Origin of the sequence: Bacteroides ihuae (assembly GCF_900104585.1) — a bacterium.
GTDB lineage: Bacteria > Bacteroidota > Bacteroidia > Bacteroidales > Bacteroidaceae > Bacteroides > Bacteroides ihuae.
In genome coordinates this window covers 951,957-970,064 of the sequence record NZ_FNVX01000005.1, presented here as the reverse complement: position 1 = coordinate 970,064, position 18,108 = coordinate 951,957, and the positions used below count along the sequence as shown (strand labels likewise).

Sequence of the window (18,108 nt, the reverse complement as noted above, 5' to 3'; positions counted from 1 at the left end):
TAAAGAAAAACAGGGCAAAAAAAGCATCGGCTCTAAAGAACCGATGCTTATAACACATTTATCAAAAAAACAGACTCTTCCGTTTCCGACGTACTTACTCATCCCAAGCTAGCACAATCTTTTTCTATTAATTTTATATCTAATACTATGAAAAACACATAAATTAAACAGATGAGAAGAATAAATTGTTCACAAAAGAAAAATGATTTTTTATCAACGACTATGAATAGGCTCTCTTTTTTATATCTTTGCAAAAAAAACATGGAATATAACTTCGATGAACTGAGTGTACAAAAGATAGTAACTTGGGCACAAAACACACAATTTCCTCAGAGTGTGCAACTTACTAACTATGAAGATATCTACAATGTAAATAGATATATTGTGGCCAACGTTTATGACATTCAACAACACTATCCTGACCCACTATATAACGCCGCAATCACTCGGCTCTACCGATTAAAAGAATACTTAGAGACTCATCCATTATAATTTACCTATAATAATTTTCCACAGGTCAGATGGCAAATTATTATAAGAAACGATCAACGGTATTATATCCTTCATTTTAATAAAATAGAATAGCCACAGATTATACCTCAAATGCAGGTATCATCTCCTGCATTTGAGGTATAGTCTGTGGCTATCGATAAACTAAGTTTGTAGCTACCTAAATAGTTTAATAATAGTTATTTATGATCTTTTAAATCTATAATAAGATTAAGTTCTTCTAATTGGGCAGATTCCAAAGTAGCAGGAGCATCAATCATTACATCACGACCTGAATTATTCTTTGGAAATGCAATACAATCGCGAATAGAATCAAGACCGGCAAAAAGTGACACCCAACGATCAAGTCCGTAAGCTAATCCACCATGAGGGGGGGCGCCATATTTAAATGCATCCATCAAGTAGCCAAATTGTTCGTGAGCACGTTTACTTGTAAAGCCTAGTAAGCCAAACATTTTGTTCTGCAATTCGCTATCATGAATACGAATAGATCCACCGCCTACTTCAACACCATTCACTACCATATCGTAAGCGTTGGCACGTACAGCGCCTGTGTCACTATCGAGCAAATGAACGTCTTCCAGTTTTGGCGAAGTGAACGGATGGTGCATAGCCATGAATCGCTTTTGTTCTTCATCCCATTCAAAAAGAGGAAAATCGATAACCCACAAGCAAGCAAAACTGTTCTTATCTCTTAATCCCAGTTGGTTACCCATCTCTAAACGAAGCTCGCATAACTGTTTACGCGTTTTCATCGCATCGTCCCCCGAGAGGATAAGTATCAAATCGCCTGGCTTAGCCCCGAAAGCTTCTTTCATCTGCTGCAGAACTTCTTGTGAGTAGAACTTATCCACACTCGATTTTACATTTCCATCAGCTTCTATTCGAGCATAAACCATTCCTTTGGCACCAATCTGAGATTTCTTTACAAAGTCAGTCAGCGCATCAAGTTGCTTGCGAGTGTAGACAGCCGCACCCTCTGCACAGATACCGCCAATGTAAGTAGCATCATCAAATACAGAGAAACCATGGCCTTTGAGTATATCCATCAACTCCACAAATTTCATTCCGAAACGAAGATCAGGTTTGTCGCTACCATAATATTTCATAGCTTCACTCCACGGCATGCGCAAGAAAGGTCCCGTCAGTTCTACCCCACGAATGGTCTTAAACAAATGTTTGGCCATTCCTTCGAACGTAGAAATTACATCCTCCTGCTCCACAAAACTCATTTCACAGTCAATCTGTGTAAACTCGGGCTGACGATCGGCGCGCAAGTCTTCGTCGCGGAAGCATTTTACAATTTGAAAATAACGATCGAATCCAGACACCATTAACAACTGTTTGAATAGCTGTGGTGATTGTGGAAGAGCATAAAACTGTCCCGGGTTCATGCGCGATGGCACTACAAAATCTCTTGCGCCTTCAGGAGTAGAACCGATGAGTACTGGCGTTTCCACTTCCAAAAAACCCATATTATCAAGATAACGACGTATTTCCATCGTCATTTTATGACGTAACTCCAGATTAGCACGAACAACGTTTCTTCTTAAATCCAAATAGCGATACTTCATGCGGATGTCGTCTCCTCCATCTGTATTATCTTCGATTGTAAAAGGTGGTGTTACGGAAGCATTGAGTATATTCAATTCTGAAACGATAATCTCCACATCGCCTGTAGGCATGTTCCCATTTTTACTAAAGCGTTCGCTAACGGTGCCTTTTATCTGAACGACAAACTCTCGTCCCAATTTATTAGCTCTTTCGCACAACGGCGTATCCACTTCTTCATTAAAGACCAACTGTGTGATTCCGTAACGGTCGCGGAGATCAACAAATGTCATTCCCCCCATTCTACGTGAGCGCTGCACCCATCCGGCCAGTGTCACCTGCTTATTAACATCGGAGATACGTAATTCTCCACACGTATATGTTCTGAACATACCTATATTATAATATATTAGTTTTTTAGAAAGTGCAAAAATACATATTAATTCCTAAAATGTCAATCTCTTTTAGTCAGCTTCTTTAGTAATGCCCTATTTTTATTCATCATCACGCGATTCTTATTGGCGATGTCTTCAACAAACAATTCATTTAGGCGTTGCAATCCGTTGACATACTCTTGTGCTTTTTGAAGTACATTGCGAGTGTCTTTATCTTTTTCGCGAGGCACAACTACATTCAATCCTCTTTTTATTATTTCCACATTTATAGATTCACCCATCATCATGGGATCTCCATCGAAATGTACCACTCCTGATTTACTGCGATTAATTCGTAAATTCTGGCACCGGAACGTTTTTATTCGGCTATTCTGATCAATTGTTTTATTAAAAAGTTGATAAGCTAACGAAGGAACATCTAGCACTGTGAAAGGCTCAAGGATGGTTACATCCATCAATCCGTCTGTCAGTGTTGCTTGTGGAGTGATATACGCATTGTTGCCGTACTGAGAAGCATTGCCACAGGCAATCAGAAAGGCTTTATATTTCTTTGTGCCATCTTCTGTTTCTAATTCATACGTTTGATTTTGATATGTCAGGCTCTGTTGAAGGGTCTTTTCTAAATAAGTGAGTAATCCTCTCTTACCTGCAGTAGCAAACTTCAAGCTCACAAAGGCATCAAATCCTACTCCGCAAGTGCAGAAAAAAGGAATATTATTAATCTTACCATAATCAATAATATCAAGTAAACCCTCATTAATGACTTCAAGGGCTTTCTTTGTGTCCATTGGTATTTGTAGATGCCTAGCCAATCCATTGCCCGAACCGCAGGGTACAATACCCAAAGCCGTCTGAGTATGAATAAGCGAACGAGCTATTTCGTTCACAGTACCGTCACCTCCAATAGCAACCACTTCATCTACCCCATCGCGTACAGCCTGAGCAGCTATATCAACAGCATGCCCTGCCCTTTCAGTTTTCACGACCTCCCAAGCATACCTATCTTTATCTATCACATCACCCAATTGGTTTAGAATATCTTCTTTGCCTTGAGTCCCTGAAGCAGGGTTGATAATAAAAAGTATTTTTTTCATCATACTAATTCATATACTGATAAGCCGTCTTTTTTTATTCATAAAGCTGATTAACATCCGAATAAAATGGCTCTCGATGCGTATCATTCTTTTGTTGTCTGGCAAAAGTAATATAAATATTTTTAGTTGTGACACATTCATTTCATATTTTTATTATCTTTGCCCCCTGTTTGAATATCGCATTAGTGATAAAATCAGAGCTAGCAGCCGTTTTGACTAATGGCTCAAAAAGCGGACTTATTTAATAAAAAATTCATGGGATTATTACAAGAGAAGTTAGCAAAGTACGATCTGCCCCAACAAGTGAAGGCAAAAGGCGTATATCCTTACTTTCGATGCATCGAAAGTGAACAAGACACAGAAGTAATCATGAGCGGCAAAAAAGTGTTGATGTTTGGCTCTAATTCCTACCTAGGTTTAACAAATCATCCAAAAGTAATTGAAGCTGCTATTGAAGCTACCCGTAAATACGGTACAGGATGTGCAGGCTCACGCTTTCTTAACGGAACATTAGATCTTCATCTTCAATTAGAGAAAGAACTGGCTGAATTCGTAGGAAAAGAAGATGCGATCATTTATTCTACCGGATTTCAGGTAAATTTGGGGGTTGTATCGTGTGTTACAGGCCGAGAAGACTATGTCATCTGTGACGAACTCGATCATGCTTCTATAGTAGAAGGGCGTCGCCTTTCTTTCTCAACTGCTTTGAAGTTCAAGCATAATGACATGGAGTCATTAGAGAAGGAACTACAAAAGTGCAAACCAGAATCAGTGAAGTTGATTGTAGTAGATGGAGTCTTCAGTATGGAAGGTGATATCGCCAACCTACCCGAAATTGTTCGTTTAGCTAAGAAGTACAATGCCAGCATCATGGTTGATGAAGCGCATGGTTTAGGCGTTTTAGGCAGACAAGGACGTGGCACCTGCAATCATTTTGGTCTAACAAACGATGTAGATCTTATTATGGGTACTTTCAGTAAGTCGCTAGCTTCTATTGGAGGATTTATTGCTTCAGATGAAGCGGTAATCAATTACTTAAGACATAACTCACGTTCATACATTTTTAGTGCCAGTAATACCCCTGCTGCTACTGCTGCTGCTCGTGCCGCACTTCAAATCATGAAGACAGAGCCTGAACGTATTCAGCACTTATGGGATATGACTCACTACTCATTGAAGCGTTTCCGTGACCTAGGATTCGAAATAGGCCATACTGCTACTCCTATTATTCCTCTTTATGTGCGTGATATGGATAAGACGTTTATGGTAACCAAGATGTTATTTGATGAAGGTGTATTTGTGAATCCAGTGGTTCCTCCCGCATGTTCTCCCAATGACACATTAATCCGCTTCTCGTTAATGGCTACTCATAGTCAGGAGCAAATTGACATTGCTATTGATAAACTCTACAAATGCTTTAAAGCATTGAATATTATCTAAGCACAATTTACGTACGTTATATCATAAATGAGGTTAGTTCAATTTTTAATTGGCTAACCTCATTTATTTTATTCATAAGCTCATCATATAATATTAATAAAGTCGGATTTTATCGCCAAACGCTTATATTCATCCAATTTTTGATTCAGACTTCACTCTTACTTTATAATATTTACTGCACAGAAGATATGCTCCTTCCACTTCTTTGTTTGTCTAGGCTCATCTGACTTTCATACCGGAGTCCTCTAATTAAAAGAATGTCTATTGCCAATATTGTATTCAAATCTTATAACTCTAAGACTCTAAATTTAGAGCTAATAAAAAAAAGTCTGAGCTTGAAAAAGCTTAGACTTAAAAATAAAGAGAATGCTTTTGTAGGCACCCTCTTTAATAAATAAATATCCTAAAACAAAGGATTATTTGCGAGGCAAAGCCTCTTTCACTACCATTTGACGGCCTTCGTATTCAGCACCGTTCAGTTCTTTGATAACTTGGTTAGCTTCGTTGTCATCAGACATTTCAACAAATGCAAATCCTTTAGATTTTTTTGTATCACGGTCAACGATCAGTTTCACTGAATCTACAGTTCCGTATTCTTCCATAACTTGTCTCAAATCTGATTCCCTAACGCGGTAGCTTAGGTTTCCAATGTAAATGTTCATAAAAAATAAAAATAAAAAATTGATAAATAAAATGAGAAACAACGGAAGTTTGAAATAGATCTGGATTCAACTGGAGAGAAGAAAAAAGAACGATATGAAACAATCTATTGTTTACGGTTACAAAGTAAAGCATTTATTTTGAATTATGACCTATGAAGGTCGTTTTTTAGACCATAATGACCAAAAAATCAATAAAGAAGCACGCAATCACATAAGAAATAAACAAAAAAGCAAAGAATGCAATGTTTCTATCTATAAAAGAATAGAAAAATGCATTCTTTGCAATTATCAAACACTATATATTATTCAAAACTCTTCTCTCAGAAACTACTTATTAATCTATGGCTACAAAAAAATACAAGAGAGAAGAATATCTACCAGGATATTAGTGGTTGCTTAAATAATCGGCCACGCCAGATTCTGTAGCTTTGAGGGCATCTTTACCTTTTGTCCAGTTTGCGGGACAAACTTCACCAAATTCTTCAAAATGCTGTAAAGCATCTACCATACGCAATGCTTCATCTACGCTACGCCCTAATGGTAAGTCATTGATTACAGAGTGCCGTACAGTTCCTTCTTTATCAATAAGGAATAAACCACGATATGCCACCGGAGCACCTGTACATACCCAATTTCCGTTTTCATCGGGAGTATAAGCACCTGCCAATACGCCAAAACTTTCTGAAATAGACTTGGAAAAGTCTGCTACTACTGGATAAGTTACCCCATGGATTCCACCTTCATTCTTAGGTCTCTCTAGCCATGCTAAGTGAGAATACTCAGAGTCTACAGAACAACCTACTACAGCTACATTTCTTTTTTCAAATTCGGCCAGTTTCTCCTGAAAAGCATGAAGTTCTGTAGGGCAAACAAAAGTAAAGTCCATTGGATAGAAGAAAAATACCACTGCTTTCTTCCCTTTATATTGTTCCAATGAAAAATCTGCAACTATTTCATTACCATTTACTACAGCAGCTGCACTGAACTTCGGTGCTTGTTTTCCAATTAATGATCTCATAATGTTTTATTTAATAAAGTTATTAATAATTTCTTCTGTTGGCAAAGCTATCTCAATAGCTTCTTTTAACCAAGAAAAAAACATGCATAATATCTATTGCCTCATAGACTTTATCTATGATAGACGAATTTTTGAGCTATGTACATCTATTTATGTTCATAAAAAGAATACTTTTGCAACGTGATTAATAACATAACACACTTCAAGATGAAAAGACTCATAACACTTCTATTTTTAGTAAATATTATATTCTACCTTCAAGCAAAGCAAAAAGAACCGAACTATACCATTATCATTTCGCTTGATGGTTTTCGCTGGGATTATCCTGAAATGTACAGCACGCCTAATTTAGATAAAATAGCTGCTCATGGCGTAAAGGCGATAATGCTCCCCTCCTTCCCTGCATCAACTTTTCCTAACCATTATACATTGGCTACCGGATTAGTACCCGACCATCACGGTATCATTAACAATACATTTTGGGATGTAAAAGCTAAGAAGCAATACTCTATGGGAGATTCCGCAACAAGAAACAATTCGGATTACTATCTAGGAGAGCCTATCTGGGTTACCGCTCAAAAACAAGGTGTAAAGACTGGTAATGTATACTGGGTTGGATCTGATATAGCTATTAAGGGAACATATCCTACCTATCACAAGTTTTTCTCGGAGAAGCCGCGACTAAGCTTTGAGCAACGCATTGATACCGTTATTTCATGGTTGCAAAAGCCTAAGGTAGAGTGTCCTCAACTGATCATGCTCTACTTTGAAGAACCCGACGGCGTAGGTCATCATTTCGGTCCGAAAAGCAAGGAAATAAAAAATGAAGTGCAATATTTAGATAGCTTGATAGGTGTACTGCTTACTAAGATTAAGTCGTTACCCATTGCTCAAAAGGTAAATCTGATTATAACCTCCGATCATGGCATGACAGAAATCAGCAAAAATCGTGTGGTTGATATGAACTTGTATTTGAATCCTGAATGGTGTGAAATGATTGATGGCACTACTCCTACCTCAATATTTACAAAACCAGAATGCCGAGACTCGGTATATAATGCACTCAAAAAAGTTGCACACATTTTTGTCTGGAAAAAAGAAGAAATTCCTACTGAATTAAATTATGGAAGCAGTGATCGCATAGGAGATATTGTTGTTGCACCGGAATTGGGTTGGCAATTCACTGATAAAGGGCGTAATTTGAAAGGTGCTCACGGATATTTTCCGCAAAGTAAAGACATGCAAGTTGTGTTCAGGGCTTGCGGGCCTGATTTTAGAAAAGGTTATCGTTCCAATAGTTTTAGTAATGTCGATATCTATCCTCTTCTATCTCATTTACTAGGTATAATACCCGAAAATACCGATGGCCAGTTTCAGCGGGTTGAAAAAATGCTTGTACCATAAATGAACTCTACTTGTGATAAATATTAGAACATTATAAAGTGATTAAGAAAAACCCTTAGTTCAGAGTATTCTTCTTGAGAATATTCTAAACAAGGGGATTTTCAAACCAGTTATAATTAATCAATTCAGAAAAGTAAAAAGGCTATTTTTTCCAGAGTTTGCTCATCTCTTCTAGCGTTTTACCTTTCGTTTCAGGTACCCATCGCCATACAAAGATTGCTGCAAGAATGCAGATGGCGCTGTAAAGACCATAGGCAAACATTGGGCTAAAATCATAGAGTGCGGGGAAAGTTGATGATACAATGTAATTGAATATCCATTGGAAAGCCACAGCCAGAGCCACAGCCTTGCCACGGATAGTATTCGGGAATATCTCAGCTATCAACACCCAGCAGATCGGCCCCCATGACATCATGAAGAAAGCTGCATACATGATAACGGAGAAAACTGGCAAAATACCTTTTACACCCATTCCATCGCACAATGCCACCGCCAAAGCGCCTATGGCCATGCCTATAGAACCAATAATAAGCAAAGGCTTACGTCCAAACTTATCTACAGTAAAGATAGCCACTAAGGTAAATAGGATGTTGACCACACCCATAATTACCGTTTGCATCATTCCTCCACCTTCAGCACCAGCATTTTCAAATATACGGGGTGCATAATAGAGCACTGCATTAATTCCAATAGCTTGTTGAAACACAGATAGAAGTATGCCAATCACAATAACCGTAAGGCCATAGCTAAGTAATTTTTCAGTTTTCTCGTGAGCTGTAGCTTTAATTTCTGATAATATTTCTTTGGCCTTTAATGTTCCGTTTACTTTTTCTAGTATTGAATATGCTTTATTTTCCTGCTGCATCATCACTAGATAGCGAGGGCTTTTGGGTACAAAAAAGAGTAGTAGACCAAATAAAGCAGCCGGAAATGTCTCAGAGCCAAACATATATCTCCAGCCTTCCATAACAGACCACATATCCGATTCGCTGCTAACAGTTAGTACACCTGTTACACCATCCTTTATTAATATAGGATTCTCATGGCCACCTAATATTATAAAATTGACAAAATAAACAATTAACATACCAAAAATAATGGCAAATTGATTACAAGATACTAAAGTTCCGCGAATGTTAGAAGGAGCAATCTCGGCAATGTACATGGGGCATATAGCCGAAGCTAAACCAACTCCTAGTCCTCCTAAAACACGATAAAGATTGAAAGCAATGAGCAATTCCATATTAGGCTTGCCATACTCAAAGAATAAAAATTCAGGGTAGTATGAGCCTAATGCGGAAAGAAAGAAAAAAATTGCAGCCAAACGGAGCGAATTTCGACGCCCCAGACGAGAAGCAAACACACCAGACATAGCTCCACCAATAACGCAACCTATTAAGGCACTGGAAGAAGTAATGCCATGCATCACTTTATCGTACTGGAAATCAGTTGCCGTTAAGAAAAAGGCTTCAAGTCCTTTTTCAGCACCGGAGATCACTGCCGTGTCATAACCAAACAGTAGCCCTCCAAGGATGGCTACTGTTGTGATAGAATAAAGGTAGAGTTTACTACCGTTGTTTGTATAATTCATGGTATAGATTAGGTGTTAACAATACATGTTCAGAATTGCTTCATACAATTCTTGCTTGCCGCTGGTTTGTTTCGGTTCGCCGTTTGCCTTAGCATGAGCTACAATCTCTTCCAGTGTTAGATTGCCTTCTTCAAATGACTTGCCTTTGCCCTCGTCAAACGAAGCATAACGATCTGCAAGCATTTTAGAATAAGGAGATTCGTTCAACAACGCAGCAGCATTTTCCAAAGCGCGAGCCATTACGTCCATACCGGCAATATGTGCTATGAAGATATCGTCCAAATCAGTAGAGTTACGACGAGTCTTCGCATCAAAGTTTGTTCCTCCGTTACCTAAACCACCATTACGGATAATCTGTACCATAGCCTGAATCAATTCAAATTGATCGATAGGGAATTGGTCTGTATCCCATCCGTTCTGATAATCACCACGGTTGGCATCAATAGAGCCTAACATGTTATTGTCTACAGCTACAGCTAGTTCGTGTTCAAAGGTATGTCCGGCTAATGTAGCATGGTTTACTTCAATGTTTACTTTGAAATCATTTTCCAAACCATGTGCTTTCAAGAAACCGATCACTGTTTCAGTATCCACATCATATTGATGTTTCATCGGTTCCATAGGTTTAGGTTCAATAAGGAAGGTACCTTTGAAACCTTTAGCACGAGCATAGTCACGAGCCATAGTTAGCATTTTAGCCAAATGGTCCTTTTCGCGTTTCTGATTTGTGTTAAGCAATGACATATAACCTTCACGGCCTCCCCAGAATACATAGTTAGATCCACCTAGTTCGATAGTAGCATCAATAGCATTCTTGATCTGAACAGCAGCACGAGCCACTACATCAAAATCGGGATTAGTAGCGGCACCATTCATGTAGCGAGCATGACTGAACACATTGGCTGTACCCCAAAGCAACTTGATTCCTGTTTCTTGTTGTTTTTGCTTTGCGTATGCCACAATAGCTTTCAGATTAGCTTCATATTCTTCAATCGTATCGGCTTCACTAATCAAGTCAATATCATGAAAACAATAAAAACCAATACCAATCTTCTGCATGAATTCAAATCCGGCATCCATTTTATTCTTAGCAGCTTGCAATTTGTCAGCATCACCATTCCATGGGAATTCTTTTGTTCCACCACCGAATGGATCGCCACCTTCTGCACAAAGTGTGTGCCACCAAGCCATAGCAAATCGCAACCAATCCTTCATTTTCTTACCATTGATAACCTTTTCAGCATCATAGTAACGGAATGCCATTGGGTTCTTACTTTCTTTACCTTCAAATTTAATTTTTCCTATTCCCGGAAAAAATTCTTTTGTTGCCATAATCTTTTTTTTGTTTTGCGGCTTATCCATTTTACGCTTTTCAGCAGTAAAGAGATAAAGCCTGATTTTTATTAATGAAATTTTATATTCTAGTTTTCTATTTGCTCATAGATTTTTCCAACCGATGTTTCCACCGTGCATAAGCATCAGCATATTCTTGTCGTTTGGCTACGTTAGGTTCTATTACATCCAGTTTATCGAGCGTGGCAAAAGCCTCGTTGTTATCTTTGTAGATACCTGCGCCAATACCCGCACCTTTGGCAGCGCCCACAGAACCATCCGTGTCATAAAGTTCTATAACGGCTCCCGAAACTCCAGCCAATGTATCACGAAAGATAGAGCTAAGAAACATATTAGCATGTCCGGCATGTATTTTCTTCACCGGAATACCCATTTGTTCCATGATGTCAATGCCATATTTAAAGGAGAAGACGATACCTTCCTGTGCAGCACGAATGATATGGTGCTTACCATGCGTATTAAAATCTATTCCGCGAATACTACAGCCTATCTCCTTGTTATTGAGCATACGCTCGGCACCATTACCAAAAGGAAGAATGCTGATACCAGCGCTACCAATAGGCGCTTTAGAAGCAAGAACATTCATTTCGTTGTATGACAGGCCTTCGGGAGCAATATTTCGTTTCACCCAAGAATTAAGAATACCTGTACCGTTGATACAAAGCAATACACCTAAACGATTCTGTTCTTCAGTATGGTTTACGTGCGCAAAAGTGTTGACACGAGATTGTGGATCGTAGTTTACCTCACCATTCACACCATAGACCACACCTGATGTACCAGCCGTAGAAGCTATCTCGCCGGGGTTGAATACATTCAGTGAAAGTGCATTATTGGGTTGGTCACCCGCACGATAGGTGATAGGTGTTCCTTCTTTCAAACCAAGCTCCTTGGCAGTTGCTGCATTTACACGTCCTTGTTCCGAGAAGGTTGGTTTTATATTAGCTATTAAAGAAGAATCAAAACCATAATAATCCATTAAGAATGTAGCAAGCGAATTGTTTTTGAAATCCCAAAGCATTCCTTCGGATAGCCCGGAAACAGTGGTACATATCTCTCCGCTCAACTTCATGGCAATGTAATCGCCTGGCAGCATAATTTTATAAATGCGTTCATAGATAGCAGGTTCATTTTCCTTTATCCATGCTAGTTTAGAGGCGGTGAAATTGCCTGGAGAATTAAGCAAGTGCGACAAGCATTGTTGTTCGCCCAGCGTTTCGAAAGCTTTATGTCCATAAGGTACTGCGCGAGAATCGCACCAGATAATAGAAGGGCGCAACACCTGTTGATCTTTGTCCACACATACCAAACCGTGCATCTGATAAGAGATACCAATTGCTTTTATTTCGGGTGCACTTGCTCCTGATTCAGTTAAAATAGCTTGCGTAGCTAGTTTTAAGTTTTCCCACCAGCTTTCAGGATTTTGTTCGGCCCACCCGGGATTTACAGCAATAATGTTTGCCTCTGTTTTTGGGAAGAAAGCCGATGCTACACACTTACCTGTCTCCGCATTTACCAAGCTCGCCTTAACGGAAGAGCTACCAATGTCATATCCTAATAAAAACATAGATTTGATTTTTTTTGTGTTAGATTATTTTTTTGCAATTAATTCGGTTTATCTCCTTATCTTATTATAAATTTTCTTATCGAATTTATAATAACGTGCTGCACGGTGAGGCACTCCCTTTTGGCGCTCTTCGAGGGGTACTACATATTCCATCAGAGCTATCTTCTTATGAAAATTACGCACATCCAAAGGTTTGTCATAAACTAATTCGAAGAGTATTCGTAACTGTGCGGCAGTAAATTTGCGCGGAAGCAGATCGAATAAAATAGAAGGATTAAACTCTACAAATTGACGTATATATATCAATGCTTCTTTAATAATAAGATTATGATCGAATGCTAGTGTTTTCACATCATCTAAGGGAATCCAACAAGCTTGAAAAATTTCAAGAGACTGGTTTTGCGTGCGATCTATCTTTACCATAGCCATATAAGCAACAGTAACGATACGCTCTACTTTAAGCTTTGTAGCTCGTTCCAGCCAACGGACATCTTTCGGATTGCTCGTTCTGTTTTTTGATCCAAAAGTTTTAAATTGTATGAGGTTAACGCTCTTCACTCCTGTAAGCTCGGATAATACCCGTTGTGCTGCTTCATCCAGATCTTCATCCATGTATATCAAACTACCCGGGAGCTTCATATCATTATAGATATCTCCTGCTTCCTCACCCACACGTTTTACTAGTAAGACTTTGAGCTGTTCACCATCAAAACCAATTACTACACAATCTACAGAGATATGATTGTTGGCCAATGGAGTTTCATTCTGCATGTTTTGCATAAGATTAATTTTATCACTGCAAATATAAAGAGTATTTTCATTTAATCAAATATATAAAAGATTATTTTTATATGATATAAAACATTCTTTTTCAGATAGATACATATCATATAATATACAATATGACTATTGATTGTTATCATCTATCAAACAATATGTATTTTTAGCAATTTACAATTAGGGTAATTGTATAGAGTACAAGAAGAATTTAAGACCTGATTATCAAGTATTTTAGTTTGATCTGTATTCTTGTTTACCGAGAGTGCTTATTGTATTTAAACACATTCTTTCTCTCAAGAGAACCGTTGTATTATTAAATTCCTTACCTTTGCGGCCATATTTTATTTATAAAAACACTTTAAAAATCAAGAAGATATGAAAGCATTTGTATTTCCCGGTCAAGGAGCTCAGTTCGTAGGGATGGGTAAAGACTTGTATGAAAGCTCGGCTTTAGCCAAAGAACTGTTTGAAAAAGCAAATGATATCCTGGGATATCGTATTACAGATATTATGTTCAGCGGTACTGACGAAGACCTGCGCCAAACAAAGGTAACTCAGCCGGCTGTATTCTTGCATTCTGTCATCTCTGCTTTCTGTATGGGTGATGACTTCAAACCGGAAATGACTGCAGGCCACTCTTTGGGCGAATTCTCTGCTCTAGTTACTGCCGGTGCACTGTCTTTCGAAGATGGACTAAAACTGGTTTATGCGCGTGCCATGGCTATGCAAAAAGCATGTGAAGCTACTCCATCTACCATGGCTGCCATTATTGCTTTGGCTGACGAAAAGGTAGAAGAAATCTGTGCCTCCATTGAAGGTGAAGTTTGTGTACCTGCCAACTATAACTGTCCGGGACAAATTGTTATTTCCGGTTCTATGGCCGGCATTGAGAAGGCTTGCGAACTGATGAAGGCTGCCGGAGCAAAACGTGCTCTTCCATTGAAGGTAGGTGGTGCATTCCATTCTCCATTAATGAACCCTGCAAAAGTAGAACTCGAAGCGGCTATCACTGCTACAGAAATCCATGCTCCTAAATGCCCTGTTTATCAGAATGTAGACGCTCTTCCTCATACTGACCCAGCTGAGATAAAGAAAAACCTTGTGGCACAGCTTACTGCTTCTGTTCGCTGGACTCAAACAGTGAAAAATATGGTTGCAGATGGTGCAACAGACTTTACAGAATGTGGTCCTGGTGCAGTACTTCAAGGTTTGATCAAAAAAATTGAGCCAAGTGTAGAAGCACACGGAATAGCATAACGACTAAAAAAGCTGTGATAATGCAGCAACGATAGATTCCCTTCCACACTTCTCGATAGATTAGCATGGAAGGGATTCCTATTTATTTTTCAACTAGATATTGAGTAAACCCTTTGGAATATTCAGTACAGAATTTACCTTTCTTGTCGGCGTATATAATAAAATATTCTATACCCGGAGTTTTCTTTTTAAGCAATTTAGCCTTTTCTCTCCCCATAGCCATAAATGCAGTAGCATAAGCATCAGCTGTCATACAATTATCGGCAATAATGGTAGCACTCAATATATCTTGCTGAGCAGGATAACCGGTTTTCGGATTAATGGTGTGTCCATATTTCACCCCGTTCTTTTCATGATAATTGCGATAGTTTCCCGAAGTAGCCAACCCTTTTTTTCCGCACAAGCGCACCACTTGTTGTAGCTCCTGATGCACACCAAGAGAATCATAAGTCGGCTTAACGATTCCCACATGCCAGCAATCTCCTTTCGGGTTTACCCCTTTAGCCATAATCTCTCCTCCAATCTCAATCATGTAGTTTTTAATGCCTTTCTTCTCGAATAAATTGGCCACCACATCGCACATCGTTCCATCTCCAAGAGCCGAAAAGTTGAGCAAAGTACGGGGATCTTCTTTTACCACTATATCATTCTCAATTTTCACTTTATGAAAACCAACAAATGAACGGATACTATCAATCGCTTCTGGAGTAGGATTATTCATCTTTTTAAATCCAAATCCCCAAAGATTGATGAAGGGGGCACAAGTCACATCAAGCATTCCATCCGTTTTGTTACCTACCTCTATTGCTTTATTAAACACTGCCCTGAATAAACTGTCAGTATGCATGTCTTCATTCCGGTTAATCATAGAAATGATCGACAACGAATCGAACGGATTTATCGAATGATAACACTGATGAAATTCTTTCTCGATAGCACTATCAAGTGGTTCATTATATTCAAGTTTAATATGGTATGGAGTATATAGATCAGTTCCAGTTACCTCATAGTATTGCATCTGGTCATGGCAACTGCATAAGATGCACGATGCAAGCACCCAATAAATTATTCTAGTTTTCATCTTTTTTATTAGTATATTCTAAAGTTTAAAATTTAAAGATTCTTATACCAGATAACGAACAAAAGCGTGATTACTGACTAATATTGCATTAGTTTTAATCACGCTTTTATTCGTTATCTACATACGTTATAATTATAGCGTTTTAAAATATTCGATTGTTTTCTTTAAGCCTTCTTCGAGTTTAATGCTTGGCTCCCATCCACCTAATTTCTCCTTGGCAAGAGTAATATCAGGCTGTCGTTGTTTGGGATCATCACCGGGTAAGGGCAAAAAGACTATTTTGGAACGAGAATTAGTTAGATCAATGATCTTTTGTGCTAACTCCAACATGGTAAACTCTCCCGGGTTACCGACGTTAACCGGTCCAATGAAGCTATCTTCGGTAGCCATCATTCGGAGCATAGCTTCAATAAGATCGTCTACATACTGAAAACTACGAGTTTGAGTACCTGTACCATAAATCGTAATATCTTCACCATGAAGAGCCTGAACAATGAAGTTGGAAACAACTCGACCGTCATTCGAATTCATCCGAGGGCCATATGTGTTGAATATACGGATAATCTTGATACGTACGTTATTCTGTCGATGGTAATCCATGAATAAGGTTTCAGCGGCACGCTTACCCTCATCATAGCAAGAACGGATACCGATAGGATTGACATTACCCCAGTAAGATTCCACCTGAGGATGAACAGCAGGATCTCCATATACTTCACTGGTAGAAGCTTGAAGTATTTTTGCTTTTACGCGTTTAGCAAGCCCTAACATGTTCATTGCTCCATAAATGGAGGTTTTCATCGTTTTGATAGGGTTGTACTGATAATAAGGCGGAGAAGCAGGGCAGGCCAGATTATATATTTCATCTACTTCGGCAGAATAAGGCGAGGTAACATCGTGTCGTACAAGTTCAAAATTGTGATTATTGAGCAAGTGGCGAATATTATCTTTGCTTCCTGTGAAATAATTGTCCACGCAAATCACATCATTGCCTTCGCTTAATAAACGCTCGCAAAGATGTGAGCCAATAAAGCCGGCTCCGCCTGTTACCAAGATTCTTTTCATAGATTTTTTCTGCATTTTTTATTTTAGGCCAATCTTAGAATAAGTAAATCCTAGCTCTTTCATTTCATCGTTATCATATATATTACGACCATCCACTACCACACAACTCTTCATAGCCTTGCGAATAATAGACCAACTAGGCATACGAAACTGTTTCCATTCCGTAAGTAACGCAATGGCATCAGCGTCAATCACTGCTTCATACATATCCTTGCAATAGATTACTGTGTTACCTATCCTACGTTTCGTTTCCTCCATAGCAATGGGATCGTACACCTTCACTACAGCGCCTGCTTGTAATAGTTTCTCGATAACAACCAATGCGGGTGCCTCGCGCATATCATCTGTTTCAGGTTTGAATGATAGCCCCCAGATAGCTATGATTCGATCTTTCAAATCACCATTGAAAGCATTCAGCAGCTTATCAAAAACAATACTTTTTTGATTTTCATTAACAGCTTCGACAGCTTCAACAACCCTCATGTGATATCCATGTTCAATACCGGTATGGGCAAGAGCTTTTACATCTTTGGGGAAGCAAGAACCGCCATAGCCACAGCCTGCATAGAGAAAGCGACTACCAATGCGTGAATCAGAGCCCATACCTTTACGCACATAATCTACATTTGCGCCAACAAGTTCACAAAGGTTGGCTATATCGTTCATAAAACTAATACGAGTAGCCAACATCGCATTGGCCGCATATTTAGTCATCTCAGCAGAAGGTACATCCATAATAAGAATAGGGTAACCATTGAGTGTAAAAGGACGATAAAGTCTTTCCATCAATTTGCGGGCCGTTTCACTTTCTACACCAACTACTACGCGATCCGGTGCCATAAAGTCTTTGATAGCAGCACCTTCTTTTAAGAATTCAGGATTGGAAGCTACATCAAATTTGATTTTTACACCACGTTTATCAAGTTCCTCCTGTACGGCAGCGCGTACTTTCTTCGCAGTACCTACAGGAACAGTGCTCTTCGTAACCAATACAACATGCTTTTTGATATGTCGCCCTACGGTACGAGCCACTTCAAGTACATATTTTAAGTCAGCACTTCCATCCTCATCCGGCGGTGTGCCCACAGCACTAAATATTACTTCCACACTATCCAAACAGGTCGTTAGATCTGTAGTGAAGTGCAATCGTCCTGCTTTTACATTTCGATCAACCAATTCATCAAGTCCGGGTTCATAGATAGGCATCACACCATCCAGTAATTTACGAACTTTGTTTTCATCTATATCTACACAGGTAACGTTGATACCCATCTCGGAGAAACAAGCTCCCGAAACCAAACCGACATAGCCGGTACCTACTATTGCAATATTCATGTATA

General features: G+C 38.9%; 15 protein-coding genes. 4 read left to right on the top strand and 11 right to left on the bottom strand.

Translation table 11 applies throughout. From position 1 onward, the window contains the following. Positions 1-261: 261 nt before the first annotated feature. Positions 262-492, top strand: a complete 231-nt coding sequence (locus BQ5338_RS09460; RefSeq protein WP_071146545.1) for a DUF6965 family protein — start codon at positions 262-264, stop codon at positions 490-492. 197 nt (positions 493-689) lie between these two features. On the opposite strand, the gene aspS is transcribed toward BQ5338_RS09460, so the two are convergent. Together aspS and BQ5338_RS09450 are read right to left on the bottom strand one after the other, a co-directional pair. Continuing rightward, complete coding sequence (gene aspS / locus BQ5338_RS09455) at positions 690-2,453, bottom strand: aspartate--tRNA ligase (RefSeq protein WP_071146544.1); 1,764 nt, start codon at positions 2,451-2,453, stop codon at positions 690-692. A gap of 62 nt (positions 2,454-2,515) precedes the next feature. Beyond that, complete coding sequence (locus BQ5338_RS09450) at positions 2,516-3,553, bottom strand: diacylglycerol/lipid kinase family protein (RefSeq protein WP_071146543.1); 1,038 nt, start codon at positions 3,551-3,553, stop codon at positions 2,516-2,518. A 252-nt stretch (positions 3,554-3,805) separates the two neighbouring features. Here BQ5338_RS09450 and spt point away from each other — a divergent pair, with 252 nt between their 5' ends. Beyond that, positions 3,806-4,990, top strand: coding sequence for a serine palmitoyltransferase (gene spt, locus BQ5338_RS09445; RefSeq protein ID WP_071146873.1), 1,185 nt, complete (start codon positions 3,806-3,808; stop codon positions 4,988-4,990). Positions 4,991-5,406: 416 nt separating this feature from the next. Here spt and BQ5338_RS09440 read toward each other — a convergent pair whose 3' ends face one another. Beyond that, positions 5,407-5,652, bottom strand: coding sequence for an RNA recognition motif domain-containing protein (locus tag BQ5338_RS09440; protein ID WP_071146542.1), 246 nt, complete (start codon positions 5,650-5,652; stop codon positions 5,407-5,409). A 385-nt stretch (positions 5,653-6,037) separates the two neighbouring features. After that, positions 6,038-6,670, bottom strand: a complete 633-nt coding sequence (locus tag BQ5338_RS09430) for a peroxiredoxin (protein ID WP_071146540.1) — start codon at positions 6,668-6,670, stop codon at positions 6,038-6,040. A 207-nt stretch (positions 6,671-6,877) separates the two neighbouring features. Between BQ5338_RS09430 and BQ5338_RS09420 the strand changes: the two genes are divergently transcribed. After that, on the top strand, positions 6,878-8,074 hold the full coding sequence (locus BQ5338_RS09420; protein WP_071146538.1) for an alkaline phosphatase family protein: 1,197 nt from the start codon (positions 6,878-6,880) through the stop codon (positions 8,072-8,074). A 142-nt stretch (positions 8,075-8,216) separates the two neighbouring features. Here BQ5338_RS09420 and xylE read toward each other — a convergent pair whose 3' ends face one another. The 4 genes from xylE to BQ5338_RS09400 form a co-directional block, all read right to left on the bottom strand. Then, the gene (gene xylE, locus BQ5338_RS09415) at positions 8,217-9,665 is read right to left on the bottom strand and encodes a D-xylose transporter XylE (RefSeq protein WP_071146537.1); all 1,449 of its coding nucleotides are present in this window, start codon (positions 9,663-9,665) and stop codon (positions 8,217-8,219) included. Positions 9,666-9,680: 15 nt separating this feature from the next. Continuing rightward, the gene (gene xylA, locus BQ5338_RS09410; RefSeq protein WP_071146872.1) at positions 9,681-10,997 is read right to left on the bottom strand and encodes a xylose isomerase; all 1,317 of its coding nucleotides are present in this window, start codon (positions 10,995-10,997) and stop codon (positions 9,681-9,683) included. Positions 10,998-11,094: 97 nt separating this feature from the next. Further along, positions 11,095-12,585, bottom strand: a complete 1,491-nt coding sequence (locus BQ5338_RS09405; protein WP_071146536.1) for a xylulokinase — start codon at positions 12,583-12,585, stop codon at positions 11,095-11,097. A 48-nt stretch (positions 12,586-12,633) separates the two neighbouring features. Further along, entirely contained in the window at positions 12,634-13,365 is a 732-nt protein-coding gene (locus BQ5338_RS09400; RefSeq protein WP_071146535.1) for an NUDIX hydrolase, read from the bottom strand. Positions 13,366-13,740: 375 nt separating this feature from the next. Here BQ5338_RS09400 and fabD point away from each other — a divergent pair, with 375 nt between their 5' ends. Then, positions 13,741-14,622, top strand: coding sequence for an ACP S-malonyltransferase (gene fabD, locus BQ5338_RS09395; protein ID WP_071146534.1), 882 nt, complete (start codon positions 13,741-13,743; stop codon positions 14,620-14,622). An 82-nt stretch (positions 14,623-14,704) separates the two neighbouring features. Here the strand turns inward: fabD and BQ5338_RS09390 are convergent, their stop codons facing one another. The 3 genes from BQ5338_RS09390 to BQ5338_RS09380 all read right to left on the bottom strand — a co-directional run bounded on the left by BQ5338_RS09390 (position 14,705) and on the right by BQ5338_RS09380 (position 18,103). Then, positions 14,705-15,703, bottom strand: a complete 999-nt coding sequence (locus tag BQ5338_RS09390) for an FAD:protein FMN transferase (RefSeq protein WP_071146533.1) — start codon at positions 15,701-15,703, stop codon at positions 14,705-14,707. Positions 15,704-15,835: 132 nt separating this feature from the next. Next, a complete protein-coding gene (locus BQ5338_RS09385) occupies positions 15,836-16,768 on the bottom strand; it encodes a UDP-glucuronic acid decarboxylase family protein (RefSeq protein ID WP_071146871.1) in 933 nt (310 codons plus the stop codon). 18 nt (positions 16,769-16,786) lie between these two features. Beyond that, entirely contained in the window at positions 16,787-18,103 is a 1,317-nt protein-coding gene (locus BQ5338_RS09380) for a UDP-glucose dehydrogenase family protein (protein ID WP_071146532.1), read from the bottom strand. Between the last annotated feature and the right edge of the window lie 5 nt (positions 18,104-18,108).

Coding starts and splice junctions, on each gene's coding strand:
- BQ5338_RS09460 (WP_071146545.1), top strand. CDS start 262: ATGGAATATAACTTCGATGAACTGAGTGTACAAAAGATAGTAACTTGG.
- aspS (WP_071146544.1), bottom strand. CDS start 2,453: ATGTTCAGAACATATACGTGTGGAGAATTACGTATCTCCGATGTTAAT.
- BQ5338_RS09450 (WP_071146543.1), bottom strand. CDS start 3,553: ATGATGAAAAAAATACTTTTTATTATCAACCCTGCTTCAGGGACTCAA.
- spt (WP_071146873.1), top strand. CDS start 3,806: ATGGGATTATTACAAGAGAAGTTAGCAAAGTACGATCTGCCCCAACAA.
- BQ5338_RS09440 (WP_071146542.1), bottom strand. CDS start 5,652: ATGAACATTTACATTGGAAACCTAAGCTACCGCGTTAGGGAATCAGAT.
- BQ5338_RS09430 (WP_071146540.1), bottom strand. CDS start 6,670: ATGAGATCATTAATTGGAAAACAAGCACCGAAGTTCAGTGCAGCTGCT.
- BQ5338_RS09420 (WP_071146538.1), top strand. CDS start 6,878: ATGAAAAGACTCATAACACTTCTATTTTTAGTAAATATTATATTCTAC.
- xylE (WP_071146537.1), bottom strand. CDS start 9,665: ATGAATTATACAAACAACGGTAGTAAACTCTACCTTTATTCTATCACA.
- xylA (WP_071146872.1), bottom strand. CDS start 10,997: ATGGCAACAAAAGAATTTTTTCCGGGAATAGGAAAAATTAAATTTGAA.
- BQ5338_RS09405 (WP_071146536.1), bottom strand. CDS start 12,585: ATGTTTTTATTAGGATATGACATTGGTAGCTCTTCCGTTAAGGCGAGC.
- BQ5338_RS09400 (WP_071146535.1), bottom strand. CDS start 13,365: ATGCAAAACATGCAGAATGAAACTCCATTGGCCAACAATCATATCTCT.
- fabD (WP_071146534.1), top strand. CDS start 13,741: ATGAAAGCATTTGTATTTCCCGGTCAAGGAGCTCAGTTCGTAGGGATG.
- BQ5338_RS09390 (WP_071146533.1), bottom strand. CDS start 15,703: ATGAAAACTAGAATAATTTATTGGGTGCTTGCATCGTGCATCTTATGC.
- BQ5338_RS09385 (WP_071146871.1), bottom strand. CDS start 16,768: ATGAAAAGAATCTTGGTAACAGGCGGAGCCGGCTTTATTGGCTCACAT.
- BQ5338_RS09380 (WP_071146532.1), bottom strand. CDS start 18,103: ATGAATATTGCAATAGTAGGTACCGGCTATGTCGGTTTGGTTTCGGGA.